The following is a 26,210-nucleotide window of genomic DNA, read 5'->3' as shown; positions in this document are numbered from 1 at the left end:
ATATGAGGAGAAGATATAAAATTTAGACTAATTCAGGTAGTAGATATGGATGCTAATTTTTGAGATTTGAGCCATTCACGAACAACTGCTTCAACTGGACGAGATTGATTATCTACTTGATAATTCATTTTTTGGATATCACTAGTTGTAATCAAGCCAGTTAATTGATTAATTGCTGTTCGTAAATCTGGATATTTTTCGAGGATTTCTTGGTTAAAAACAGGTACTGCTTCATAGGGAGGAAAATAATTTTTATCATCTGCTAAAATCGTTAAATTTAAAGCCGGAATCAAGCCATCTGTAGAATTAGCAGCGATTAAATCTACTTGTTTTGCTGCTAAAGCTTTATACATCAGTCCCAATTCCATTTGTTTAATGCTGCCAAACTTCAACCCATAGGTTTTGGCTAAACCAGGATAACCGTCTTTGCGTTCAATAAATTCATACCCAAATCCAGCTTTCCATTGGGAAGCATATTTAGTTGCTTCAGAAAGAGTCTTGATTTGCAATTTTTTGGCATCATCGCCTCGGATAATCATAGCAAATGTATTATTAAATCCTAGAGACGGCATGACTTCTAATTTAAATTTTTGCTTGTATTGTTGTTTAACTTGATTAAAAACAGCTTGAGGGTTACTAATCGGTTTGTCTTTTAAGACTGCTGTTAATGCGGTTCCTGTATATTCTACATAACCAGAGATTTTACCAGCTTTGACTGCTTCGTGACAGATAAAAGTTCCACCTAAATTAAAGCGTCTATCTACTTTTAATTTGGTGTGGGATTCGATTTGTTGAGCAAGTAATTCGCCTAAAATAAATTGTTCTGTGAAGTTCTTAGAGCCTATAACAATTGTTGGTGGTGTTTGCTTATTAGCAAAGGTAATTAATCCTATGAGGGTAAATGTAAATATACTCAAATAAATGGCTAATTTCCGCTTATTGGCTTTCTTCTTGACTTTGTGCTTTGTTAATTGTTTTTCCAATAATCCCAAAGCGAAATCAGCCCCTAAAGCGATCAAAGCTGCCGGTATTGCCCCTGCTAAAATCAATTGGTTGTTAACCGTAGCCAAGCCGCGAAAAATAAATACTCCTAATCCTCCACCACCGATAGCTGCTGCGATGGTAGCAATCCCAACACAAATAACTGTGGCTACCCTAACTCCTGCCAAAATTACATTTAAAGCTAGGGGAATTTCTACCTGAGACAGTAATTGCCAGTCTGTCATCCCCATTCCCCTTGCCACCTCTCGAATGGTGGGATCTATGCTGCTAATACCAATGTAAGTATTGCGAATTAAAGGCAGTAAAGCATAGAGAGTTAGGGCAACAATAGCAGGAATTTTTCCAATTCCTCCCAGGAAGGGTACAGAAATTAGGAAGCCAAAAATGGCTAAACTGGGAATGGTTTGAATTGCATTAGCTAAACCGAGGATTGGTTGGGCAAATTTTGGTTCACGAGTGATGAAGATGCCAAAAGGGATACCAATTAAGATAGCGGCAACCATAGCGATCGCAACTAGGATCAAATGCTCACCACTGCGTAGGATAATCTCTGAGGTGTATTGGCTAAAAAACAAGTTAATATCCTTTAGTTGTTGTCATGATTCAAAGCATTCAAGCAAGCAATAAAAGCTTTTGCCTCTGGATGCTGAGATTGCAGAAATTCTTCTCTCGTTCCTAGGGCAACTAAATTCCCTTCATACATTAACCCAATTCCAGTCCCTAGGAAGAAGGCTTCTTGAATGTCATGGGTGACAAAAATCACAGTTTTTCCCAATTGTCTTTGTAAGTAGAGAAATTGCTGTTGTAATTCTAAGCGAGTAATGGGGTCTAATGCTCCAAATGGCTCATCCATCAACAGTATAGATGGATCGGCGGCTAAAGCCCTAGCGACACCCACACGCTGACGCTGACCACCAGATAGTTCGTGGGGATAGCGTTGGGCAAATTTTTCTGGTTCTAAGCCAACTAAGCTTAACATCTCATAGACTCGTGCCTGAATCCGCTGCTGTGTCCACTTTTCTAAAGCAGGAACTAACCCAACATTTTGGGCAATACTGAAGTGAGGAAACAAACCGATTTCCTGGACAACGTAACCAATTCGTCTTCGTAGTTGAATTGTATCCCAGTCAGTTGTTGGTCGATTATTGACTAAAACTTGTCCTTGGGTGGGTATTAGCAGTTGATTGATTAATTTTAAGGTGGTAGTCTTGCCGCTACCGCTGCGTCCCAGTAAAATTAGGGCTTCCCCTTGGTAAATGGTGAGGTTTAGCTTAGATAATAGGAGATTGCCATTAATTTGGAAGCTAACATTCCGATACTCAAGGGCAATTTCTGGTGTTTGGGACATGATAAGCAGCTAAGTTGGATAATGTTCTCAAAGATAGTATTTTTAGTTCATAAATAAACCAAATCATCAAAAGACGTGACATGTCACGTCTCTACATTTAATTTCAACAAATTTCGTAACAAAAATGTATTTACTTGTAGATACCTAACTTTTCAAAGCTTTTACCATTAATTGTTCTTGAACGGTTTCAGCTAAAGATTTGGCATCTGAGAAATATTTGTCAGCTTGTCCGAGTGGTTCCATGGGAATCATTAGGTTAACTGCAACCCAAGCAGTACGCTTTTTTTCTAATTGCGATCGCTGATCGGCTACAAACCAGTTAAATGGAGATGGATCACCAGTACCTGACCAAGCATACCACTGTAGGACGGCAAAGGTTGATTGTTTGGTGACACCACGGAAAAATCTAGCTGTAATTTTACCATTCCCGGATTTGAGGGGAAATTCAACTGTTTTTAGTTGGGCAATATCCCAATGCCAAAAACTATTCATTTCTGTCCATTCAATATTAGGATGGTTTTTAAATCCAACTTGTGGCAGTAATAATAAAATTGCCTTTTTTGGAGAATCATCTTTTTGAATTACTTGCCTTGACCATTTACCTTCCCCAACTTCTGTTTGTTTTTGTTCTATTATTTGCCAACCAGGAACCGCTAAACCTTTTTGATGTATTTTTCTCAATTCTTTGATGGTTGAGACTTCTGGTAATTTTTGCCACTGCCATTTTCCTGTCATATATCCTGGTAATGTCCCCATTACTAGTAATAGGATCAACAAAATTAATGCTACTATCTGCGGAAATTGACGTTCTTTAACTAATCTAGAAAAAGCAATCATATGGTAAATTAATTACTAATAAATAAAGTCCAAAGTTCAGTTTAAATGTTAACTACTGTCAAACCTGTAACAGGTATATAAATTCTCCTAATATAGGGATTATATTTTATTTTTTAAAAAACTTATTCCACTTTTTTATGCTATTTGTGCCTCGCTATGGAAATTGTTGCAGTAATCAAAGTAGATTCCTGTAGATATTCTAATTGCTTCTATATAAATCCGATTTGATTATTGTTGGCGTAGCCTGTACTTTGCACTTAAAAATTTAAGTAGATGTAGGGTATACGCACCAAAATCCGGAAGATGGTGCGTTACACTTCGTGATAACACAACGCCAGTCACCTTATGTCGGGCTCCCCTACCTGTGTTTCATAAATCAAATATGAGTCCTATAGGTTTAGTTCTAATCAACTAAATTTATAACCGTTCTATTCGCTTTCTGGTAATGAATCGGGAAATTTTTGGTCAATCCAATTGAGGATAGGGATTAAAGATAGTAGCATCAAGGCTGAATACATATCACCTCCCCAGCTATCATGTAACCAAACAAATAAATTTTCTTTCCCAGTCCCATGGAAAAAGGTCAAAAATGTATTCCGAATAATGTTGGCAATAACACTAATAATTCCTGCTATTGATAAAAACCAGATAATTTTTCGACGGGAAGATATTGCACCTGTCCAATATAGTAGCATTAAGCCAACATACATAGTAGTAAAGAGCATTTTTAGACCTGCACAGTAGGGTGCAACTTCTACAACTGTACCGTTGATATAAATATAGATTTCATCGACGTTTACATTCATCCCAAGCTGATTCAAAATTAATCCCGCAGTCCCAGCGATGAAACTTTGTAAGGGCATTGTAAACGGTGCAATTAGATAAGGTACAGAATTAGGTGTTGCCAAAAATGCCAATAGCAGGGGAAATCGATAGAGTTTAAAACCTGCTGCACCTTTTAACCACAAACATAAACCAGTTAAAATAGTTGGAAAGGACAAATTAACCCATTCTCCAACCCCCGTGAGATAAAAAATTCCACCAATTAATAGTAAAAAAGCACCAATTGGGTGCATACTGTCATTTAATCTTTGCCATTTTTTACGATTTATCCAAGTCAAATAACCTGCAAAAGGTAAACCTATCAATCCATGACTGAAATATTCATGTTCTGTGCTGATGCTTTTGTTCATCCAGCCATCATACCAATGGATCAGTACGGGTGCATAAAGAAATAGGAGAACACCCAAAATTCCGATTTCAAATAGTTGTGAAGTGTTTGTATTTCTCAGTTGGGGTCGGTATTGCATAAATTCAGGCTGCAAAGATATTAAGATGGAAGAAAAAACGGGAAATAAGGAATAGGAAATAATGACCCTGTGCAAGTCCTGATATCATTAAAAAATGAGGTTGATGCGGAATTTAGATTGATCCTATTATTTTATTTCGTCAAAAAATCTTAGTACTTACGTAATATTAACAATAACAGTAGACTTTAAAGATTGCTACCTTCCGTCGCAATGACGTAAATTTGTATTCATTGCGTAAGTCCTGAATCTATCGAATAATAGTTGCTAAATTACCTACAATTTGGGTAACTTGACTACTAGTTAAACCTGGGTACATTGGTAGTGAGAGGATTTGTTTTGCCATTTTTTCTGCATGGGGAAAATCTCCTGGTTGATAACCTAAACAGGTAAATGCTGGTTGCATGTGACAGGGAACTGGGTAGTGAATTCCTGTTTGAATTCCGGCAACAGCAAGCTGTTCTTGAATTTCCTGACGTTCCACACTACAGGTTTCGTCAATTTTAACAACGTAAAGATGATACACATGTCCTTGGAGACTGTGATTTTGGATAGGTGTAATCCCTTTTGCTGCCAGTGATGCCAATTCTGTATCATATTGCTTTGCTATGATTAAGCGATCGCTATTCCACTGAGATAGGTATGGTAACTTCTCTAATAATATTGCAGCTTGGATGGTATCTAAGCGGCTATTGGTACCTGGATCTGTGTGAAAATACTTATATGATGCCCCATAATTCCGCAAACGGATCATTTTTTGAGCTATTTCTAAATCTTTTGTCAGGAAAATTCCCCCGTCACCCATTGCACCGAGGTTTTTGCTGGGGTAAAAGCTAAAAGCTGCCCCAATACCTACTGAACCTGCTACATATCCGTCACGTTCAGCTAAATGTGCTTGTGCTGCATCTTCAAAAATTAATACATTATGGGTGTCGGCAAACTCAAGGAGTTTTCTCGGTGACACCATTTGACCATATAAATGCACTGGAAGAATCGCTTTGGTTTTGGGTGTGACAAGTTTGTCAGCAGCATCTAAATCCATTAAAGCTGTTTGAGGATCGCAATCAACAAAAATCGGTGTTGCACCTGCACGTAGCACCCCAATCAGAGTTGCGACAAATGTATTTGCCGGAACTATAACTTCATCCCCAACACCAATATTACAGGCTTGCAGACCAAGTGCGATCGCATCGGTTCCGGAAGCAACACCAACCCCATATTGACTATTACTAGCTGCGGCAAAAGCAACCTCAAAATCTGCCAATGCTTTTCCTAAAACAAAATCTCCCCGTTTTAAAACATCTTGAATTGCTTGTTGAATTTGGCTTTCAATTGGTTGATGTTGAAATTTTAGGTCTACAAAGGGAATTTTGACCATTTTATGATTTTCTCCAAATGTTTTGTAAACAAGAATTTAAAAGCTTGATTTTAAAATACTATTTTTTGTGTAGATGCTAGTAACAAGGAAATAGTCAGTTACTCATCTTTATCTCGTTTCGACTGATACCATCAAAACCAGAGATTTACTTAAACAGAACTACTATCCCAAATACAGCTAAAATTGCCCAAAATTAATCTTTTTGCCTTGCCATAGCTATAGTAGGTTTTCACAAAAGCAAACTTTTGATCCATGACAATATAATTAACATTCATAGTTATAAGCACTACAAATGCTAGCTCTATATTATTAATTATGGTACCTAATATATACTAATATCAATTACTATTTAGCACATAGCTATTCGGAGAAAACCTCAGTAATTATAGCTAAATTACTAGTAGTCGAATATTTTATAAAACGTACGTAAAAGTTTTTATTCCCTTGGTATTTACTGATTATAAAATTAAATATGGTCGGTAAAAATAGATCAATACTATTCAGCTAAAATACTGATATTATTCACTTTTAACTGACTAATTAGACTACCCATAATTGCTATAATTCCAGCAATAATAATGCTTTGAGGGATTTAGATTCAATTTTCAATAAATTGGCTTGAATCGGAAGTTTACTCGAAACTTATTCATAATTTACGTATTATTTCGATGGTAAATGTGGGCTAGTTAAAAAAAAATACTTCAAATCTGTTTATCTCGCATCAAATTGGGGAATGCTTAAAAGTAGAAAAATAACTCATGTCATGGGGTTATATGGAAATCACTATCAAGCAATTATCAAGGTAACTGCGGCAATGTTAGAGCCTGAAAATAAAGTATTAATCATGAAAGATGGTTGGGGTTCCCAAGGGGACAAAGAGCAGCAACGGCTCAAAGCCTTATCTGATTACGGTTTACGCCAATCAGAAACAGTTCCTGTATTTGAAGAAGCGACTCAAACAGCGGCTCATTTTTTAGATGCACCCATTTCAATTTTGGGTTTTGTTGATCATGAACGTCACTGGTTTAAGTCTTCAATTGGTTTGTCGCGGTTAGGTTTGATGAATAAGCTAGCTCAAAGCAGACAATTGTTACGCAATGAGTCATTTTGTACCAAAGTTGTGGAAACTTCCCAAGTTTTGGTAATTAACGACACGCAAAAAGTCATTGATAGTGAATTAGCGATCGCTAAACTAGTTCATGACTATGGAATCCGTGCTTACTTGGGAGCACCCCTAATTGATGCTGCGGGAAATTGCCTAGGAGCGCTTTCTGTAATTGATTTAATACCCCGTAATTTCACCAATCGAGATATTGAGTTTCTCCAAATAATTGCCCGTTGGTGCATGAGTGAGTTTGAGCGTAATCGCTTACTCCAAAATCCCAGCAGTAGCAAAATCAGCAATGTAGAACATCAAGAATCTACTAACAACAACAAAAAGATTAAACTTAGTGCTTCTCCACTCAAACCAGAGTCAACTTCCACTAGTCAATTAAAAATCGATCTTCTATCACAACTAACCCACGAACTACGCACTCCCTTAACATCAGTGTTGGGAATGGCAAGTGTCCTAGGAAGAGAAATTTACGGACCTTTGACTACAAAACAACGGGAATATTTAGACATCATTCAGCATAGTGGTCGTTATTTACTTTCGTTAGTGAATGAGATTTCCGAATTGGGAGCAATGGACGAAAGTGCAGCAGCTTTAAACTTAGCTCCTGTGGATATCGAAATGCTCTGTCAGCAAGCAATTAATACCTTAGAAGAAGCTGCTAATCGTCGTGAACAAGATATCCGACTCTCAATTGAACCAGGACGCAGCAGAATTTTGCCTTTGGATAAAGACAAGGTTCGTCAAATTCTCTATCATTTGATTTTTAGTGTCATCCAAGTTTCCGCAACAGGTAGCGTTGTCAGGATTCACGTTTCCCACAAAGATGACTCATTGAATATCACTGTCTGGGTTTCCCATCCTTGGTTGGGAGATGGAATTACCGATGTTGATCCATATTTCCGTCTCAATCCCCAAGCATTAATGGAACAAACCACCATCACTCAAAGCCATCAGGAAGTGAAGGAAAATTCTGAGCAGATTGACAATTTAATTTTGATGATGGATAAAGTCGCATCTGGAGTGGTGCGGATGAACGCTAGCATTGAACAAAATAAACCAAGTAGTAGTCTCTCTCGTGAAAGCCTAGGGTTGCTATTGAGTTGTCAACTAGCAGAGATACATGGGGGACAAATTTCGATTCAGGGTTCACCAGAATCTGGATATCGCTATGTACTAGTTTTGCCTTTACAGACAGCTGCTACGGAAGCAATGAGTCATAATTAACTTGTGATCAAATCCAATTTTATACTTAGACTTGCGTACAACACAATTTTATATTCTGCTTTGCTGGGCAAGTAAAGTGCTTGCCCAAACTGCAAATTTTCATATTTAACATGCTGGTACTGCTGAATGGTAGTTCAAAGCCAAAAATATCAAATAGTTACCCGTGAGGTAAAGGTAATTAGAGATCAAACTTTTAAATATTTGCAATCTGTATAACTGTCTGTAACATGGGGGATGATAATTAAGTCGAAGTTTTGCAAAGGAATTAGGAATTGAACTTACTTTGGCAACGATTCACTTTATCTAATTTGCCCTTCCGGGAGTACCTCAGCACCAGTTACCTACACCGAGGTTTAGTTGGTTCTTTGTCTGCTTGGCGGCAAACTAGTTTATTGCTACGGTGGGGAGAAGCGATCGCATGTGCTTTACTTTCCTTGGTATATGGACTTGCCCCTTTCGTCTCCACCGAAATCATTGGTTTACTATTGGTTGCCTGTATCGGATTTTGGCTATTACTCACAATCTCCGATACTCCAACTAATATCAACTCCCCTACTATTACTCCCATTCATCTGATAATTTTTCTGTATTGGGGAGTTGCAGTTGCCGCTGCTGCGCTTTCGCCAGTAAAAAAAGCAGCACTGGGTGATTTAAGGAATTTTACACTCTATATATTGCTGTTTGTTGTTTGTGCCAGAGTTTTAAAAACACCACGGTTTCGCTCTTTCCTAATTGCCCTCTATTTACATGTATCTTTATTTGTCAGTATTTATGGGGTACGCCAGAAATTTTTTGGTGCAGCACAATTAGCAACTTGGGTTGATCCAGAATCACCCCTAGCTAAAAATACTCGCGTTTATAGTTATTTAGGTAATCCAAATTTGCTAGCAGGATATTTACTGCCTGCTATAGTTTTGAGCTTAATTGCCATATTTGCTTGGCAACGATTAGCTTTGAAATTCTTGGCATTAACTATGCTAATTGTCAACCTCGCTTGCTTTCGCTTTGCCGATAGTCGGGGTGCATTTATTGGGATTGCTGTAGCAGCAGTAGTGTTAATTGTCGGGTTGCGTTACTGGTATAGCCGATATTTACCCCCATTTTGGCGAACTTGGTTAATTCCCATGTTCTTCGCGGGTTTAATTGGCGCTTTTGCCATAGGTTATGAAATGTCAGATGTTTTCAAACTGCGAATTAATAGTATGTTTGCAGGCAGTAAAGACAGTAGCAACAACTTTCGGATTCAAGTCTGGAATGCCGTATTTAAGATGATCCGCGATCGTCCTATTTTGGGTATCGGTCCTGGTCATGCTTCCTTTAACAGTATGTATCCATTTTACCAAATACGCCGCTTTACAGCCTTGAGTTCCTACTCAGTTTTTCTTGAGCATATCGTGGAAATGGGCTTTATTGGTTTAAGTGCATTTTTATGGTTATTAACAATAATTTTTAATACAGCCATCATCCAACTGCGACGTTTCCGGGCAGAAAACACGGTAGATGGCTTATGGATCATTGGTGCGATCGCGTCACTGGTTGCTATGCTAGGTCACGGTTTAGTGGACACTGTTTGGTATCGTCCAGCCATCAACACCCTATGGTGGTTCATGGCAGCTATAATTGCCAGTTATTGGATTCCCAAATCCCCGGTTGAAGCAGTTACAGATTCCCCAAATCGCCATTAAACCCCCTGTAGAGACGTTCCACCGGAACGTCTTTATTTGTATTCAACAAACATGTGCATAATTGATATATTTTGACAATCGAACAAATCAATTTAGAAACCACACCATATTACAGCCAAGCCTTCGGTGCAATGTACTTAGGTGATAGTTTAGAGTTAGTTAAATTTATTCAAGCTGATAGTATTAATTTAATTTTAACATCTCCACCTTTCCCACTAGTTAGAAAAAAAGAGTATGGAAACGAAACTTCAGAAAAATATATCGAATGGTTTCTCCCTTTTGCCTATGAATTCAAGCGAATTCTTACAGATAATGGTTCCTTAGTTATAGATTTAGGTGGTGCCTATTTACCTGGCAATCCCATACGCAGCATTTATCAATATGAATTATTAGTAAAACTCTGTAAAGAAGTAGGATTCTATCTAGCCCAGGAATTTTATCACTACAATCCAGCGCGGTTGCCAACTCCAGCCGAGTGGGTAACTATTAAAAGAGTTCGTGTTAAAGATTCAGTAAATAATGTTTGGTGGTTGTCAAAAAGTCCTAACCCCCAAGCAGATAATCGCCAAGTTTTAAAGCCCTACAGCGAAAGCATGAAGCAATTACTGAAAAAGGGTTATGAAGCTAAATTACGTCCTAGTGGACATGATATTTCTCAGAAGTTTCAAAAAGATAACCAAGGGGCAATTCCACCAAATTTACTAGAAATTGCCAACACAGAATCAAATAGTTTGTATCTCAAAAGATGTAAAATTGCCGAAATTAAACCCCATCCGGCACGCTTTCCCCAAGGTTTTGCTGAGTTTTTTATTAAATTTTTGACAATCGAAGGTGATATTGTCTTAGATCCCTTTGCAGGTTCTAATACTACAGGTTTTGTGGCGCAGATGTTGAAAAGACAATGGATAGCGTTGGAAATTAACGAGGATTATGTGATTGGTAGCCGTTATCGATTTCAAGAATGTAACGGGCAATAGGGAATCTGACTTTTCCCGTTATCTCTTTAACGCAGCGATTCAGAAAATTTTGCCTGTTCCCTATTCCCTTTTTTCGATAATTAACACCTTAATTTGCGGCAGATTTTCTGGAAAAATGATTTAATTGATTGGAGGAATTGAATTCTTCATCAAAATGCAAATAATTTCGGTATTAACGCTCTGGTGTAAGATGTCAATTAGACAATTCCTTAATACAATTGACTTTCTTGTAAAGAGATGGTAAAAGTTGCCGGACTGGCAATAATTACTATTCCAGATGTTGTAGATACATAATATACAATCAATCGCAGAAATTTCCTGAATTGAGCGATGGTTGGCTGTGATAAGGGAAAGCAGTGATTTAGAGGAGAAAAGCGAGGATGAGGGACGTTTATCTGTTGGCAGCGGGTGTATTGACGGGATTGGTTGTGCCAACATCAACTCTTCCCCAATTGTCAATCTTACCGTCGAATGGTTCTGAGTTGTCTTTGGATGTAAAAGATAACTCACCATCTAATGGGATTGAGAAGGCAGTTGTTTCTCCAATTCCAGAAAGCACTGCGCCAGAATTTAGTGAGTTTAGAACAAAACCCTCAACTGAACTTCGCAAATCAAATCCCGAAACTGTAACTAATCAGCCATCATCCGGGATGGAGTTATACTATCAGCGATTGGCTGCACTACAGGCAGGACAAATATACACGCGTCTTGCAAGCGATCGCATTCAGGCTCTAGCATCCACAAAGAAGAGTAAACTAACCTATGAAGACTGGAAATTTCTCTTGCAATTAGAAGCAAGGGCAATGATTGACGGGCAAGGGGTAAACCGTCTTAGTATTATGGTGGGTGATTCTTTGAGTATGTGGTTTCCCAAAGATAAATTACCATCGGGGAAATTGTGGTTGAATCAGGGGATTTCTGGGGATACTTCAGCGGGTGTTTCTAAAAGGTTGAGTGTATTTTCTAAAACTCGTCCAGATGTAATTTATTTGATGGCTGGAATTAATGATTTACGGCAAGGTGCAACGGATGAAGCAGTGTTGCGAAATCATCGCCGGATAATTCGCCGTTTGCGTCAGGATCATCCACTCACCCAAGTTATTGTTCAATCTATTTTACCAACTCGTTTATCAACTATTTCTAATGTTCGCATTCGGAAAATTAATCATAAATTGGCACTGATAGCGAAGCAAGAAGGTGCCAACTATATTGATATTCATAATTGGTTTGTCGATTTTAAAGGTAATTTGCGTCAAGATTTAACAACTGATGGGTTGCATTTGAGTTTTGATGGTTATCAGGTTTGGCAAGCTGTTCTCAATCAGATAGAGTCGAGGGTGACGATTTCACGAATTAAGCGTCAAGAAAAATTGTTGAAGAGGGCAAATCCTCAATTTGTATATAGTGAACAACCTCGGATTTGAATATAGAGAGACGCAACATGTCTCCTCTATACAGGGTTTCAGGCTCTGATTATGTACTTTAGTGAAAATTTGCTGTGTTCCGATTTTCGGCTTTAAAGCCTATTTTCTCGTAATCCCTAATTCCCCAATTATACACTCTGCAATCCTTTGTGCCGCACCGGGTTTACCCATACGTCGCCAGCCGTTTTCGGCGATAACGTGAAATTCGTCAGGATTGGCAAGAAGCGATCGCACTTTTGTACTAACCTCTGCTGCTGTGTTGGCAAGGGTGACTGAACGTCCTAAAAGCCGACTTTGGGCTTCGGCAAAGGCAAAGGTAAATTGAGGTCCTTTTCCAGGGATGGTAATTGCTGGTTTACCCAAGCCGACAAACTGTTCTGTGGCTGTTCCTGCCATAGCGATCGCTAAATCTGCTAAATGTAGACAATCGTTGTAGGCGTTTTGGGTGATAACTAAATATGCATTTTTTTTGGTAAATGTCAATGCTTGGTTGTCATTTATTTCCACAGGTGGTTCTGAGGTGGGTTGCCAACCTTGGGATGTGAGAGATTGCACGAGGATACTGGGTTCTAGGCTGGATGCGATCGCGCTTAAGAAAATCATCTTACCAGAGGTGTGGAGAATAGAATTCTGTTGTTCAAAACTATCAATTAGCGAGTCAACACCTTCTAAAATTATTTCCCAGTTATCATAAGCTTCCGGTGCGCGGGAACCTGGTAGTAAAGTAATAATTAAAGGGCGAACAATTTCCTCACGTTCGATATTGGGGGTATAAAATCTCTGGGTAGAAAAAGATGGTTGCAATCCATCCATCATCGGGTTTCCCACATCAAAAGCGGGAACATTCATTGTTTTGAGAATTTCTGCTGTCAGTGAATCTCTGGGAAATACAGCTTTACAGTGACGACGAGTCATTAACCATCTTTCCCAAGGATGGTAGATGGAACCAGAAAAGTTTTCCCAATAGGAACCTTTATTTTGACGCTTCAAAACACCGCTTTCATTGCGGACATAATATTCTGATTTTGCTGTTCCCACAAATCCGTAATTTGCACCACTTAAGTAGGCAAATAATAGGGGAACTATATCACCTACTGCTAAAATGCTGGGATGATTTCCGGCAAGTTGTTCTGATTTTACCCAATTACCAACAGCTTTTATTTGATTAATAGTTAGCTGTAACAATCCTCCTTTTACATCCCGCATTAATTGTTTGCCATCCATATAGATAAAACCACCGGATGGCATTGTTTGTACAGATCCAATTAGGGGAATATTCAATTTTTTGTAAGCGTTGCCTTCTCCAACTATGGGTAAAGCGACAATTTTGGGGGAATTGGGTTGTTGTTGCAATTCCTGCAAAATCCTCACAGCGATTATATCCTCCCCATGACCATTGCTCAGAATTAGCAAGCTTTGAGTTTGCTTTGAAGATTCTGGTTTGGGATTTTGGGGGAATTCAGTCATATTTAATTAGCGGTTAGTAGGTTGAAGCTTGATAAATGTTGAATATTTGTCGTTAGAAACAAAAGTCAATATTTTTCTGTCTTTTGAAAGACAAAGGAAAACAGAATTCGCAAATGCAACACTTTAAAACCAAATAGAGTCGAAAATTACCGTTTAAGTTCCGCCATTTGCTCTCAATATTCATACTTTTCTACACTTACTTCCACACAACTAGGTTGAATTTTTATGAGGATATCATCTCCAATCATTTTGACATTAGCAAGTTTAGCAGCTTCTAATCAGTTTTCCCAACAAGCAGTGGCATCTCCAGCACAACCCGCTACACCGGGTAAAACCGTCACGAATGTAGTTATCCCAACTACCAAAATTAGCACTTCCAGGACAGAAGCGAACAACCTCAGTCGCGCAAGCTTCCCAAACCCCGAAACTGTGGCAAATGTTCCTCAATTTTCTGCTGCTGAAAAACCAGTAAATAGTTCGGTAGTAGTGATCAAAACTTCCCAAACCCCTACAAAGATTCCGATTCCGGTTCCTAATATCTCGGAAACACTGAAAAATATCTCCGTCCCCAAGACTTCCCAAACTTCTAAAAATATTCCTATCCCCGTCCCTAAAGTGGCGGAAACCCCTAAAAATACTCCTGTTGCCAAAGCCGAAAATTCTGACTTAGTAGTTGTTGCTGCTAACGTGCAAATTCAGGGTGCAACCCCAGAATTACAGCAAATCATCCGTCAAGTCATCAAAACCCAAGCTGGTGGTGAGACAAATCAAGCACAAGTGCAAAAAGATGTTAAAGCCATATTAGACACGGAATTATTTGCAACTGCAAGTGTGAATACTAGCATTACACCCAACGGGCTGAATGTGGTGTATCAAGTACAACCAATCATCGTGAAATCTCTGGAATTATCTGGGGCAAAAGCCCTTACGTATCAAGTTGCCCTAGAACCCTTTAAAAATCAGCTTGGAAAGGCGATTAATCCAGCCTTACTTCAAGAATCAGTTGGCAAAATAAATCAGTGGTACAAAGATAATAATTACAGCTTGGCACGGGTAATTACCATCAAGCCCAACCGTCAGGGAATTTTAAACATCAATGTCGCTGAAGGTTTGGTAGGTGAGATTAAGTTCCAATTTCTCAATGAAAATGGTGAAGCAATCGATAGCAAAGGCAAACCAGTTACAGGACGCACCAAAACCGATTTTATTCAAAGGCAATTCAAATTAAAACCAGGTGATATTTTCAAAGAAGATACTGTACGTCAAGATGTGCAGAAACTATACAATTTAGGCTTATTTGAAAGCGTTAACGTCGAGTTGGCAGGAGATGCCACTAAAACCGATGTAATTTATCAACTGAAAGAAACAGGCGCACGTTCAGTAAATGTTGGGGGAAGTTATAACGCCGATCAAGGTATCATCGGCACTTTAAACTACCAAGATCGCAACATAGGTGGTACAAATGATACATTAAGTAGTAATCTTCAAATAGCCGCCCGCGATTTACAATTTGATACCACCTTCAATAGTCCCTACCGCTTCACCGAACCCAGCCGCGATGGTTACACAGTCAATCTTTTTCGCAAACGGGGACTTTCCGATACCTTCGATGGAGACATCAAACTAGCTGATGGCGATCGCATTCGTGAAGGTAAAATTGGGGGAAGCGTAAGTTTTCAACGTCCTATTAATGGTTGGGATGCCTCATTAGGATTTAATTATACGCGGGTGAGCATACGCGATCGCAGCGGAAAACTAGCCCCCACAGATGAACAAGGTAATGATCTCACCCTCAGCAAAACAGGTATCGATGATCTAGCTACTGTCTCATTTAGTGCAACCCAAGATCACCGCGATAATTTCCTCAACCCTACCCAAGGTTCCATTCTCAAACTTAGCACCGAACAATCGGTTCCCCTAGGGAATAGTGGTATCTCCATGAACCGTGTCCAAGCCAATTTTAGTCAATTTGTCCCTGTTCAACTCTACAACAGCAAACAACCCCAAGTTTTAGCAGTTAACTTTCAAGCAGGAACAGTTATAGGTACTTTACCCCCATATGAAACCTTCAACATGGGGGGACCAAATTCAGTTCGGGGTTATGGAACTGGTGATGTAGGCAGTGGACGCAGTTATGTACTAGCTTCGGCTGAATACCGCTTCCCAGTAGTGGAATCCCTTGGAGGAGTCTTATTTGCTGATTTTGCTTCTGATTTAGGTTCTGGTGATACAGTATTAGGCAATCCTGCCGGAGTTCGCAATAAACCCGGTATTGGTTTTGGTTATGGTGCAGGTGTTCGCTTTAACTCACCCCTCGGCTTACTTCGTGCCGACTATGGTATTAGTGATCAAGGGGAGGGTCGCTTACATTTTGGTTTAGGGCAAAACTTTTAATCAGTAAAGAGTAATCAGTGGAACGTAATGTAACCCAACATTAACGAGCACTATGACGTTGGGTTTCCCTATCAAACATCCCGAACTAAAGCCGAGACTTTCTCCGCTAGCATTGAGTAACCTTTGATACCTTTATATCTAAATCTGGTTTCTTCAGTTAGAATACTAAGGATTTTTGTACTTGGTCAGGAGAAACCGAGTTTCTCGGATACATGAGAAGTTTTGAAGACCCATTCCTTGGGCTAACTTTAACCATTAACATTGATTGATCACGCGGATCCAGCAAAAGGTAATTTTTTAAGTTAAATTTTCAAAATTCATACTTAATTGTTATACGAAAAGCAAAGGCTCCTCTACAATCAATATAACTAAAGTTCCCAAATTCAGCTTCTTGGATCTAAAATTACAAACTCTAAATAACCTGAAATCGTTATGGTAGCTGTTGGTACAACATTGCAGGGTGGAAAATATACTATCGACCGAGAAATTGGTCGAGGTGGCTTTGGCATTACGTTTAAAGCAACTCACCATTTTCTGCATCAAGAAGTGGTAATTAAAACCCTGAATGAGAAGTTGCGGCAACATCCCGATTTCGTCAAGTTTGAAGGTCAATTTCAGGATGAGGCTAGACGTTTAGCAACTTGTGTTCATCCCAATATTGTCAGGGTCAGTGACTTCTTTTTAGAAGAGGGACTTCCCTACATGGTGATGGAATATATTCCTGGTGAAACCCTGGGAGAGGCATTTGTGATACCTGCCATACCCTTGGACGAAGCTACAGCCATCCATTATATGCGGCAAATTGGCGCAGCTTTGGCAGTAGTTCATCAAAACGGGCTTCTACATCGGGATATTAAGCCAGATAATATTATTTTGCGACAAGGAAGCCAAGAAGTCATCTTGATTGATTTTGGCATCGCTAGGGAATTTAGCGGTGGTGTCCAAAAAACCCACACTGGGATGGTTTCTGAAGGATATTCACCCATTGAGCAATATTTATCTCAAGCTCATCGTAGCCCAGCAACTGATGTTTATGGATTAGCAGCAACGCTGTATACACTCATAACAGCACGAGTACCCATACCCGCATTATTACGCGATCGGGAAAAGATGCCATCCCCCCGCGAACTGCAACCCCACCTCAGTGCAGCTGTGAATCAAGCTGTGATGCGAGGTATGGCAGTGGAAGCAAAATTCCGTCCGCCAACTGTGGCAGCTTGGTTAAAACTACTACCAGCAGTGGGAGCGATTCCCCAACCCCAGTATGTCCCCACTAGCGCGGTGAAAACCATCAATTTATCAGCACCATCACAGGAATATTCCCAAAAGCAAGCTATTCCTGCTACCAAAGTTAAGGTAAATCGACCCACACCAGAAACACCAGCAAAGGAAAAAACTGGTTTGACAGCTAAGAAAGCGCCACCAAAAGTCATGATTGGTACGGGTGTAGCACTCTTGGCGGCTAGTTTGGGGTTTGGAGTGACAAAAATGATTTCCACCCCCACACCCCAGTCATCTTCCCAACCAGTGGTGGAACAACCAACAAATAACACCTCTGCCACAGTTGACGGTATTAGTACACCCAGTAATTCCCCAACTCCAGAAAGTAGCGCTACTTCACCAAAAATTAATGTTACCCAGGTGGAAGCAGCTACAACATCCACCCCTCGCAAACGCCGACGAAGGGTGTATTCTGCGGAAAATACAAATAGTGGTAGCAGTGCTTTACGGGGCACTAACTCCAAAAATTCCGAGGATTCAACTGCCACAGGAGAATCTAATAGTACAAAAAACGATGGAGAATCAAGGAAGAATTCCCCTGCATCCACCACGAGAAACAGCAATACAAAAGACCCAATCCCAGCAGTTGGATCTGACGATTTAATAAACACATTAAGAAAAGTACGTGATACTAGATCTACTAAACCATCTGAAAGTAATAAATCATCAGAATCAAAATCATCACCATCTAACCCAGTTGTAGTACCTACTGAGTCTAAGCGATCGCGTCCACCAACTTCTGGGGGAATTGTCGTTCCCACCCAAGAAACACAGGAACGTTCCTCTGCTGATATCAACAATTCATCACCCAAGATTAAAATAGAATCTAGCCCGATATCATCAGAGAATTAATTTACCTATAGGTTAGTTGAACATAGTTAAAAAATAAATTCCTTGTGGAAATAGGGAGCAGTAAATAGCAAAAACTGTTCCCTTTTTCCCATCACGAATTATTCCATTCCTTCTCCGCATCACCTATGGCTTGATCTACAGTTTTCTCACCCAACATTGCCGCTTGCAAATTCTCATAAATTACCTTTTGTAAAACATTAAAATTCTTCAAAGTAGGTGTTAATACCTCAGCCTGCTGCATTTGTGCGGCGCTAATTGCCCGTGACTGATCGTAAACCGAAGCATTCGCCGGGATATTCTTAAAATAACCATCCCCTAAAGCCTTGACAGTGGAAGGTAGAACGTTAGCTGATTTAGCAAAAGCTAATTGATTTTGGTCGTTAGTCAGAAACAAAGCAAACTTCACCGCTGCATCTGGTTGTTTTGTATCGCGGGGAATCACCACATTCATCACAGCCACACTTTTCTTGCCAGTACTACCTGTAATTTGGGGCGCGATCGCGCTTACTCTAGAAACGTTAGGTGCATTCTTGGCAATCTCCTTCAAAAACTCTGGTCCAGAAGTTAATAAAGCCGTCTCCCCACCTTGATACAAGTTAATTCCTTGTCGGTGTCCCTTCGTAAGTACCTCTTTGGGAAGTAAACCCTTCTTATATAAGTCTACCCAATACTGAAACGCTGCTTTCCCCTGGGGAGAATTAAACGCGGCTTTTCCAGAACTATCCACCAAGCTTGTACCCATCTGTACCAAGGATTCCAGCACATCCCCCGAATCTTGAGGTACAAAAGTCATGAAAAAAGCATACTTACCAGTTTTATCTTTAATTTGTTGAGCAACCTGGGCAAGTTCCGTATAACTACTGGGTGGATTGGTGATGCCTGCCTGTTTTAATAAATCAGTGTTATAAATGGTTAACCGTGTGGTGAGGTACCAGGGAATACCGAAACTTTTACCATTCAACGTGCTTACATTCCAAATATTTGGTAAATAGGAGGAACGAACTTCAGAACTAACCTTTGTATCTAGGTCTAACCAGGCATTTCTACCTGCTAACTGCGAAGCAAAATCCGGATTCAAATTAACTACATCAGGTGGCGTTTTCGCAGAGACAGCTGTTAGAATTTTGTTCTCCATTCCATCCCAAGGTACATCAGTCCAGCTAATTTTTATACCTGAATTTTCTGATTCAAATGTCGCAATCAAGTTTTGGAAGTAGTCAGTAAATCGAGGCTTGAGCGCCATCGTCCAAAACTCAATTTCTACTTTTCCCGAAGCCGATTGTTTCGTACCTGTGACGTTACCAGTGCTACAACTAACCATCCAAGTGGTCAGCAAGCTTAGTAACGCCCAAATTAGCATTTGTCTTAACTTTCGCATTTCAATTACTGTGATTTCGATTGTGACTTGTTGTTTTTCAGCTAAATTCAGAATGAAAAGCTTATGTGGAATTGTCGAGATTATAGGGCAAAGGAAACACCTATTATCAACCCAATTTTTTAGTATTAATTAAATTTCAACTTAGCAGTCCTGCGTACAAAACTGTGGTTAAAAGCTTCAATAATTTTTTCGGCAAATCAAATCAAGGGGTAGGCATCGAACTTTCGCCGCAACGAGTTAATGTTGCTCGGTTACGCAAGCAAAAACAAGGCTTAAAGTTAGACTCCTTAACCTCGGTGCCAGTTCCAGAGGGAGTATTCACTAATGGACAAATTGCTGATCCTCCAGCAATGGCACAGATCATCCAGCAAGCACTGGCAGCAAGCAAAATTAAAGTCTCTAAAGTTGCAACTGCGGTAGCCGGACGCGATTCGATTGTCCGACTCATCCCTGTACCTTCAGAATTAGATGACAAAGAACTGCGAGAGATGGTGCTAAACCATGAAGCTGGGTTGTACTTACCCTATCCTCGTGAAGAAGCAGATGTAGATTACCAAAAACTTGGATATTTCGTCGATGAAGACGGAATTGAAAAAGTTCAGGTACTCTTGGTGGCAACTCGGAAAGAAATTACCGACACCTATGTCCGCACTTTTGAACAGGCAGGACTGCAAATCGATGTATTAGAAATTAATAGTTTTGCATTAATTCGGACAATTCGGGAGCAGTTGCGGCAATTTAGTCCTCAAGAGGCAGCGGTATTAGTTGATATTGAGTTTGATAGCACAGAAATTGCCATTGTTGTTAATGGTGTACCTCAATTTTCCCGTACAGTACCCATTGGCACATTGCAAATGCAAACAGCATTGTCGCGGGCAATGAATCTGCCTCCCTCCCGTGATTTGGAATTACTCCAAGGAATGACAATTCCTTCAACACCAGTAGAAACCAATAAAACTGGGCAAACATCTATAAACCCTGGGATGGCAGCAATGATGAGGGTATTAGGAGAACTCACCGATGAACTGCGTCGTTCTATAGATTTTTACTTAAATCAAAGTGAAAACTTGGAAGTCGCACAAATTTTACTAGCAGGACCAGGTGGGGGAATGATTCAGCTGGATGAATTCTTTACCCAAAGATTGAGTTTACCAACTACCCAAATTGATCCTGTTGGTTCGTTGGCATTACAAATTGATGAGGAAAAGTACCCTTACACACAACGTCCTGGTTTAGGTATAGTTCTCGGTCTGGGAATGAGGGAGGCATAGTTACAGATGTATAGTTTAGATGTAAATTTTCTTAAGGATCGTGGGAGATCTGAGAAAGGTACCGAGAAAAAACCAAGAAAATCTGCGCCAACTGGGAGTATGACCCCCCTGTATATTGGTTTGGGGGTAGGTTTGTGTTTACCAATTTTTGTTGGGGCTGGCTTGTTTATTTTGCAAGGCAAAAGCACCGAATTAGAAACTAATATCGCCCAACTAGAGCAAAAGAACCAAGAACTAGAAGCGAAAATTGGTGACATCAATAAAATTAGAGCCGAAATCACAGCGGTGAAAGGGGAAACCCAAGCTTTAGTTACAGTATTCGACCAGATTCGACCTTGGTCAGCAATGTTGTTAGATATTAAACAACGGATTCCCGGAACTGTGCAGTTAGAAAGTGTCAAACAAGTGGCACAGATTGGTGTTAGTCCTAATACAGCGTCATCCACAGGAACTATTCCGACTTCTGGGGTGGAAATTAATGGTTTTGCTCGTTCATTCAACGACGTGAATGACTTTTTGCTAACCATGAAACAGTCGCGCTTTTTCAATTCTAATGATGCGAGGATTTCGGCTGCTGAATCAGTTCCTGCCCAACTCCCAGCTGGTGTAGTTTTACCACCTGGTTTTAAACCTCCTCAAGTCGTCAAATACAGTATCCAAACTAATCTCAGTGATATTCGGGCTTCTGAATTGATGCGTGAATTGGAGGAAAAAGGAACGGTGGGATTAGTGGCACGTATTCGGAGTTTGCAACAAACAGGAGCTTTGCCAAAATGACTCTAAGTGAAGACTTTAATTTTGAAGGTGGGGAATTTGAGGAAGCTGGTGCTGCCAGTAGTTACCCTGTTGTTTTTGGGATTACTTTTACACCCCAGATCAGTGGTATTCTCCTGGGTTTACTGGGAATAGGTGGATCTGCCTATATGGTGATGAATATGGTAATGCCTGCTTGGGAGACATTCCAGCAGCAGCAAGTCAAAGAAACCGAACTCAAAGGACAAATTGAGCAAAAGCAAGCCAGTATCAATCAAATTGGTAAAGTAAAACAGGATTTAGCAGAGGCGAAAATCCAAAAAGCTCAGGTTTTGGGTTTGTTTTCTAACGAGAAAACCTTGGATACCCTACTACTGGATTTAAATCGCTTGGTGGAATCTGGGAATGATTTGTTACCAGCTAATGCCGTTAAAGCGAAGATGAAAAAGTTTACACCTGATGCTCAGAGAACTGAACTAGTTACCGATGGGACTTTGGGAGTTGCTGTCAACGGAAAATTGAAGCGTGCTAAAGTTAACATTGAAATCTCTGGTACTTATAAACAAACTCAAGCGATTTTACGAAACATTGAGCGCTTGCAACCCTTGTTACTGGTGAAAGAATATCAATCAACCATACAACCAGAAGAAGTGTTGGAAATTGCTGGCAAAAAAATTAGACGAACTGGAGATGCACCAATTACAACATCATTCCAACTTCAAGCACTGATGCCACTGAGTCCGGAAGAGATTGCCGCAGCTGCTCAAGCCGCAGCCGCAGCTAACCCTGCTCCCGCAGAGAAAAAATAGCTGTTTATTGTTAGCAAACAAAAGTAATTTGAATCGAGATTTTGATCAAAGCGTATTCAGACAAAGGATAGGCAATCTCAAGGTCTGGATTTTGTGCGCGGTATTCTCCTAAGGGAATCCTCAATGCGATCGCACAACTAATTTACCAGCTAATCTCCCGGTTACATAGTCCGAGTTATTTCTAAATCAAATCTCAAATTAAATTCAGGTGAGGAAAGAACTGTGAAACAGATTCACGGTAGTAAATTTTTATTTAGTGCTACTACTTTAGTATTCCTAGCAAGTCAGCCAGTATCCGCACAAACAACTCAAATTACCGATGTGCGGTTACAGCCGTCGGAAACGGGAATGAATTTAGTACTGACAACTTCAGCAGGCGATCGCGCTCAGGTTTTTACCACCAGACGCGGTAATGCTTTAGTGGCAGATATTATTAATACGCAACTACGTTTATCACAAGGTAATACCTTTCGTCAAGATAACCCCGCCCCCGGTATCGACTCTGTTGTCATCAATCAATTAGATTCCAACAGTATTCGGGTGACGGTGACAGGTAGCAAAGGGACACCGGGTTCTCAACCCATCATTCGCGGGAATAACCAAATTACCCTAGCTTTCAATCAAGGTGATGGGACAGTGGCAGCCGCTCCATCTGCACCTACAGCCCCCGCTACTCAGCCACCAGCAACTCTGCCACCATCAAGTATCAGCCAGCAACCAGCGCCCGCCGAAGGTCCTGGACAGCCCTCCAATGCTGCACCCCCATTTTTACCCCGTGCTGTCGCTCCACCAGTGGGAGATATTGCGATTTCGGCGCTGGATGCTTCTCCAAGTGTGATTGATTTAGGTACGCAAGAAAGAGTACCCCGCTTGGTATTGCGTGATGCACCTGTACGTGAAGTTCTATCACTACTAGCGCGTGCAGCAAACATGAATTTGGCTTACTCTTCAGTTGATCCAGCCGCAGGGGCACAAGCTGCTGTACCAGGTGACGGATTAAAGGTATCTCTGGATATTCAAAATGAGCCAGTTCAAGATGTTTTTAACTATGTGTTGCGTCTAAGTGGCTTGGAAGCAAACCGCAGTGGACGGACAATTTTTGTTGGTCCTCGACTACCCAATTCCAGCCGTGATGTCGTCATGCGGAACCTGAGACTGAATCAGGTGACAGTTGATGTGGCTTTGAACTTCTTAGTTGGCTTGGGTGCTGATAGTGCTGTCAGTAGAGAGCGGCAGGTTACTAGTGTTAGTGCAATTCCTGTAGGAGCAGGTGCAACCCCTATTACTCAGTCTCAGACAACAACAGAAACCAAAATTGAACGTTTGACTCTGGAAGATTCTAAGTATTCTTCTCCGTTGCTCAGAGGTTTACAAGCACTAGGAGATCAACGTAGTAATTCGATTACTTTGATTGGTACTCCGAAGCAAGTTGAATTGGCAATGGCTCAATTAAGTCAGTTGGATATTCGCCGTCGTCAAGTTGCTGTGAATGTCAAGATTGTTGATGTTAATTTGACAGGAATTAAAGATTTTAATACTAGTTTCTCTTTTGGAATTGGAAATAACTTCTTTACGAGTGATAATGGTAATTTCTCCTCCACTATAGGTGGTTCTAGACCTGCTACAGCGGCTGAAACATCTACTAGTGTCACAGGAACACCAGTAATTCCTAACCCCGTAACAGGAGATAGTGTGTTTTTGGGCGATGGTTTTTTTAATAGTGGTAATAACAGACCATCAGCAAATGCATCGGTTAGTGGTAATCCATTAAGTACTGGCATTACAAGCTTTACACCAGCAAATGGTACAACTCCTGCGGCATACGAGTTTCAGCAACCTTCTTTGTACCAATTTCCCAAACGTTTCTTGGCTTCAATACAAGCTCAGGTACAAAATCAGAATGCAAAGATTCTGACTGATCCAACTTTGATTGTGCAAGAAGGACAAACAGCAAACGTTAACCTTACACAACAAGTAGTTGGTAACTTTAAACGGGAAATAACACGCGGTGATGGTGCTTCTACAGAAACAATCACTGTTGAAAAAGAAAACGTCGGTTTAACTCTGGCGGTAAAAGTAGACAGAATTGACGACAATGGTTTTGTCTCGCTTTCAGTCGCTCCTAACGTCAAAGCACCTCAAGCATCACAAAGTATCAATACAGGTAGTGGTAGCAATCAAATTTTCTTGGTATCAGAACGCTCTCTAAACTCAGGTTTAGTTCGTCTGCGTGATGGTCAAACACTAATCTTGAGTGGTATTATCCAAGACCAAGACAGAACCAGTGTTTCTAAGATACCTATCTTGGGTGACATTCCTTTGCTAGGTTCGTTGTTTAGAAAAACTAACCGTACTAATCAGCGTAATGAGGTGATTGTTTTACTGACACCACAAATTATGGATGATAGTGAAAAATCTTCCTACGGTTACAACTACAATCCAAGTCCGGAAGTGCGACAAATCCTCGAACGTCAGAATTTGAGAGTGCCTCGTAAGTAATTCAACGGTAGAGACGTAGCATTGCTACGTCTCTACAAATATCTATCTGTCGCGTTGTTTTTTCAAATTGGGATTAACTGTTATTGACTTGGATGGAATTTTCTTGCTTTTGGTTTATGGAACTTTTGTCACACAAACTTGCTGCCAAGTATAACGACGAGGAACTTCCTCTGAATTCGTGAGAAGTACTGGATCAATATGATGGTACTATGGTACTAGCTGAGGTGTAATAACTATAAATTAGTAATTACCTTGGATTCATAGTGACCTAATTGATCATATGCTGGCTACCGAAGCTCAAATTATTCGACTTTCCCAAGGACAATTAAATTTACTTGAACGTTGCCCACGTCAATTTCAACATAGTTATTTAGAACAATTATATTCTCCCATTAAGCCTGAAAATGAAGAAAATCTGACATTAGGAAGCCAGTTTCACTTACTAATGCAGCAGCGGGAAATGGGTTTGCCAATTGAGTCAATATTGGCAGATAACCCACAATTACAAAGCTGGATGCAGGGTTTTAGTGATGTTGCTCCAAATATTTTAACATCAGCTACAACTACAGAAATTTTCCGGGAAAGTGAACATTACCGAACTTTACAGGTTGGTAATTATGTCCTGGCAGTAATTTATGATTTATTGATTGCGGATCAGTACCAAGCACAAATTTTGGATTGGAAAACCTATCCAAAACCACTTAATAAGAAGTTTTTAGAAAAAAATTGGCAGACTCGATTATATCTTTACGTTTTAGCTGAAACTAGCGAGTATTTGCCAGAAAATATTTCCATGACTTATTGGTTTATTCAATCTGATACTAAACCTGAAAGTCTTAAGTTTACTTACAATAGTTTGCTGCATCAACAAACAGGTAAAAAACTCCAGCAGTTGTTAGGTAAATTAACAAAATCCCTCAATCAATATCATCAAGGCAAAGAAGATATAGCGTTTCCACAGGTGCCGTTAGGGAGTAAAATATGCGAATATTGCCAGTTTGCGACAAAGTGCGGTCGTGTTAACGAATCGGAGATTAATTATAAAGTTGTTTCAAGCAACGAAACAACGATTGTTCCAGTGGAAACAATGAATCTTAATGAGGAGATGGAAGATATTTTAACTAATTTGGATTCTAACTTGCTCAATATCGATAATATTCAAGAAGTAACTCTATAAATGGGGGTACTGCAAGTAAAAAATGCCTAA

At 40.0% G+C, this 26,210-nt stretch carries 19 protein-coding genes; 11 read left to right on the top strand and 8 right to left on the bottom strand.

Features of this window, described 5'->3' with window-relative positions; genetic code table 11:
- Positions 1 to 32: 32 nt before the first annotated feature.
- The 6 genes from CAL6303_RS23555 to CAL6303_RS31565 form a co-directional block, all read right to left on the bottom strand.
- A complete protein-coding gene (locus CAL6303_RS23555) occupies positions 33 to 1,577 on the bottom strand; it encodes a glycine betaine ABC transporter substrate-binding protein (protein ID WP_015200339.1) in 1,545 nt (514 codons plus the stop codon).
- An 11-nt stretch (positions 1,578 to 1,588) separates the two neighbouring features.
- Positions 1,589 to 2,350 (bottom strand): ATP-binding cassette domain-containing protein, encoded by a 762-nt coding sequence (locus tag CAL6303_RS23550; RefSeq protein ID WP_015200338.1) that lies wholly within the window; start codon positions 2,348 to 2,350, stop codon positions 1,589 to 1,591.
- A 144-nt stretch (positions 2,351 to 2,494) separates the two neighbouring features.
- Entirely contained in the window at positions 2,495 to 3,187 is a 693-nt protein-coding gene (locus tag CAL6303_RS23545; protein WP_015200337.1) for a cyanoexosortase B system-associated protein, read from the bottom strand.
- 428 nt (positions 3,188 to 3,615) lie between these two features.
- Positions 3,616 to 4,497: a cyanoexosortase B gene (crtB, locus tag CAL6303_RS23540; RefSeq protein ID WP_015200336.1), complete on the bottom strand. Its 882-nt coding sequence runs from the start codon at positions 4,495 to 4,497 to the stop codon at positions 3,616 to 3,618.
- Positions 4,498 to 4,744: 247 nt separating this feature from the next.
- A complete protein-coding gene (locus tag CAL6303_RS23535; protein WP_015200335.1) occupies positions 4,745 to 5,872 on the bottom strand; it encodes a DegT/DnrJ/EryC1/StrS family aminotransferase in 1,128 nt (375 codons plus the stop codon).
- Between the two features lie 149 nt (positions 5,873 to 6,021).
- Complete coding sequence (locus tag CAL6303_RS31565) at positions 6,022 to 6,147, bottom strand: hypothetical protein (RefSeq protein ID WP_255348436.1); 126 nt, start codon at positions 6,145 to 6,147, stop codon at positions 6,022 to 6,024.
- A 539-nt stretch (positions 6,148 to 6,686) separates the two neighbouring features.
- Here CAL6303_RS31565 and CAL6303_RS23530 point away from each other — a divergent pair.
- The 4 genes from CAL6303_RS23530 (at position 6,687) to CAL6303_RS23515 (ending at position 12,299) form a co-directional block, all read left to right on the top strand.
- Complete coding sequence (locus CAL6303_RS23530; RefSeq protein ID WP_041740882.1) at positions 6,687 to 8,213, top strand: GAF domain-containing sensor histidine kinase; 1,527 nt, start codon at positions 6,687 to 6,689, stop codon at positions 8,211 to 8,213.
- 272 nt (positions 8,214 to 8,485) lie between these two features.
- Positions 8,486 to 9,898: an IctB family putative bicarbonate transporter gene (locus CAL6303_RS23525; protein ID WP_015200333.1), complete on the top strand. Its 1,413-nt coding sequence runs from the start codon at positions 8,486 to 8,488 to the stop codon at positions 9,896 to 9,898.
- Positions 9,899 to 10,029: 131 nt separating this feature from the next.
- Entirely contained in the window at positions 10,030 to 10,875 is an 846-nt protein-coding gene (locus tag CAL6303_RS23520; RefSeq protein WP_085953349.1) for a DNA-methyltransferase, read from the top strand.
- A 380-nt stretch (positions 10,876 to 11,255) separates the two neighbouring features.
- The gene (locus CAL6303_RS23515; protein WP_015200331.1) at positions 11,256 to 12,299 is read left to right on the top strand and encodes an SGNH/GDSL hydrolase family protein; all 1,044 of its coding nucleotides are present in this window, start codon (positions 11,256 to 11,258) and stop codon (positions 12,297 to 12,299) included.
- 99 nt (positions 12,300 to 12,398) lie between these two features.
- On the opposite strand, the gene CAL6303_RS23510 is transcribed toward CAL6303_RS23515, so the two are convergent.
- Complete coding sequence (locus CAL6303_RS23510; RefSeq protein ID WP_015200330.1) at positions 12,399 to 13,766, bottom strand: lipid-A-disaccharide synthase-related protein; 1,368 nt, start codon at positions 13,764 to 13,766, stop codon at positions 12,399 to 12,401.
- Between the two features lie 225 nt (positions 13,767 to 13,991).
- Between CAL6303_RS23510 and CAL6303_RS23505 the strand changes: the two genes are divergently transcribed.
- Both CAL6303_RS23505 and CAL6303_RS23500 read left to right on the top strand, forming a co-directional pair.
- Positions 13,992 to 16,160, top strand: coding sequence for a BamA/TamA family outer membrane protein (locus CAL6303_RS23505; RefSeq protein ID WP_015200329.1), 2,169 nt, complete (start codon positions 13,992 to 13,994; stop codon positions 16,158 to 16,160).
- Between the two features lie 432 nt (positions 16,161 to 16,592).
- Positions 16,593 to 18,293, top strand: coding sequence for a serine/threonine protein kinase (locus CAL6303_RS23500; RefSeq protein ID WP_015200328.1), 1,701 nt, complete (start codon positions 16,593 to 16,595; stop codon positions 18,291 to 18,293).
- Between the two features lie 91 nt (positions 18,294 to 18,384).
- Here the strand turns inward: CAL6303_RS23500 and CAL6303_RS23495 are convergent, their stop codons facing one another.
- Positions 18,385 to 19,671, bottom strand: coding sequence for an ABC transporter substrate-binding protein (locus tag CAL6303_RS23495; RefSeq protein WP_015200327.1), 1,287 nt, complete (start codon positions 19,669 to 19,671; stop codon positions 18,385 to 18,387).
- Positions 19,672 to 19,835: 164 nt separating this feature from the next.
- Here CAL6303_RS23495 and pilM point away from each other — a divergent pair, with 164 nt between their 5' ends.
- The 5 genes from pilM (at position 19,836) to CAL6303_RS23470 (ending at position 26,180) form a co-directional block, all read left to right on the top strand.
- Entirely contained in the window at positions 19,836 to 20,942 is a 1,107-nt protein-coding gene (pilM, locus tag CAL6303_RS23490; RefSeq protein ID WP_015200326.1) for a type IV pilus assembly protein PilM, read from the top strand.
- Positions 20,943 to 20,948: 6 nt separating this feature from the next.
- Positions 20,949 to 21,719 (top strand): PilN domain-containing protein, encoded by a 771-nt coding sequence (locus tag CAL6303_RS23485; RefSeq protein ID WP_015200325.1) that lies wholly within the window; start codon positions 20,949 to 20,951, stop codon positions 21,717 to 21,719.
- Positions 21,716 to 22,504: a hypothetical protein gene (locus CAL6303_RS23480; RefSeq protein ID WP_015200324.1), complete on the top strand. Its 789-nt coding sequence runs from the start codon at positions 21,716 to 21,718 to the stop codon at positions 22,502 to 22,504. Before CAL6303_RS23485 ends, CAL6303_RS23480 begins: the two co-directional genes overlap by 4 nt.
- A 222-nt stretch (positions 22,505 to 22,726) precedes the next feature.
- A complete protein-coding gene (locus tag CAL6303_RS23475; RefSeq protein WP_015200323.1) occupies positions 22,727 to 25,003 on the top strand; it encodes a type IV pilus secretin family protein in 2,277 nt (758 codons plus the stop codon).
- Positions 25,004 to 25,283: 280 nt separating this feature from the next.
- On the top strand, positions 25,284 to 26,180 hold the full coding sequence (locus tag CAL6303_RS23470) for a PD-(D/E)XK nuclease family protein (RefSeq protein ID WP_015200322.1): 897 nt from the start codon (positions 25,284 to 25,286) through the stop codon (positions 26,178 to 26,180).
- Positions 26,181 to 26,210 lie beyond the last annotated feature (30 nt).

The sequence above is a fragment of the Calothrix sp. PCC 6303 genome (assembly GCF_000317435.1).
Lineage (GTDB): Bacteria > Cyanobacteriota > Cyanobacteriia > Cyanobacteriales > Nostocaceae > PCC-6303.
Note: the sequence above shows the minus strand (reverse complement) of the source record. Positions and strands in the feature narration are given on the sequence as shown.

Coding starts and splice junctions, on each gene's coding strand:
- CAL6303_RS23550 (WP_015200338.1), bottom strand. CDS start 2,350: ATGTCCCAAACACCAGAAATTGCCCTTGAGTATCGGAATGTTAGCTTC.
- CAL6303_RS23545 (WP_015200337.1), bottom strand. CDS start 3,187: ATGATTGCTTTTTCTAGATTAGTTAAAGAACGTCAATTTCCGCAGATA.
- crtB (WP_015200336.1), bottom strand. CDS start 4,497: ATGCAATACCGACCCCAACTGAGAAATACAAACACTTCACAACTATTT.
- CAL6303_RS23535 (WP_015200335.1), bottom strand. CDS start 5,872: ATGGTCAAAATTCCCTTTGTAGACCTAAAATTTCAACATCAACCAATT.
- CAL6303_RS31565 (WP_255348436.1), bottom strand. CDS start 6,147: ATGAATGTTAATTATATTGTCATGGATCAAAAGTTTGCTTTTGTGAAA.
- CAL6303_RS23530 (WP_041740882.1), top strand. CDS start 6,687: ATGTTAGAGCCTGAAAATAAAGTATTAATCATGAAAGATGGTTGGGGT.
- CAL6303_RS23520 (WP_085953349.1), top strand. CDS start 10,030: ATGTACTTAGGTGATAGTTTAGAGTTAGTTAAATTTATTCAAGCTGAT.
- CAL6303_RS23515 (WP_015200331.1), top strand. CDS start 11,256: ATGAGGGACGTTTATCTGTTGGCAGCGGGTGTATTGACGGGATTGGTT.
- CAL6303_RS23510 (WP_015200330.1), bottom strand. CDS start 13,766: ATGACTGAATTCCCCCAAAATCCCAAACCAGAATCTTCAAAGCAAACT.
- CAL6303_RS23505 (WP_015200329.1), top strand. CDS start 13,992: ATGAGGATATCATCTCCAATCATTTTGACATTAGCAAGTTTAGCAGCT.
- CAL6303_RS23500 (WP_015200328.1), top strand. CDS start 16,593: ATGGTAGCTGTTGGTACAACATTGCAGGGTGGAAAATATACTATCGAC.
- CAL6303_RS23495 (WP_015200327.1), bottom strand. CDS start 19,671: ATGCGAAAGTTAAGACAAATGCTAATTTGGGCGTTACTAAGCTTGCTG.
- CAL6303_RS23485 (WP_015200325.1), top strand. CDS start 20,949: ATGTATAGTTTAGATGTAAATTTTCTTAAGGATCGTGGGAGATCTGAG.
- CAL6303_RS23480 (WP_015200324.1), top strand. CDS start 21,716: ATGACTCTAAGTGAAGACTTTAATTTTGAAGGTGGGGAATTTGAGGAA.
- CAL6303_RS23470 (WP_015200322.1), top strand. CDS start 25,284: ATGCTGGCTACCGAAGCTCAAATTATTCGACTTTCCCAAGGACAATTA.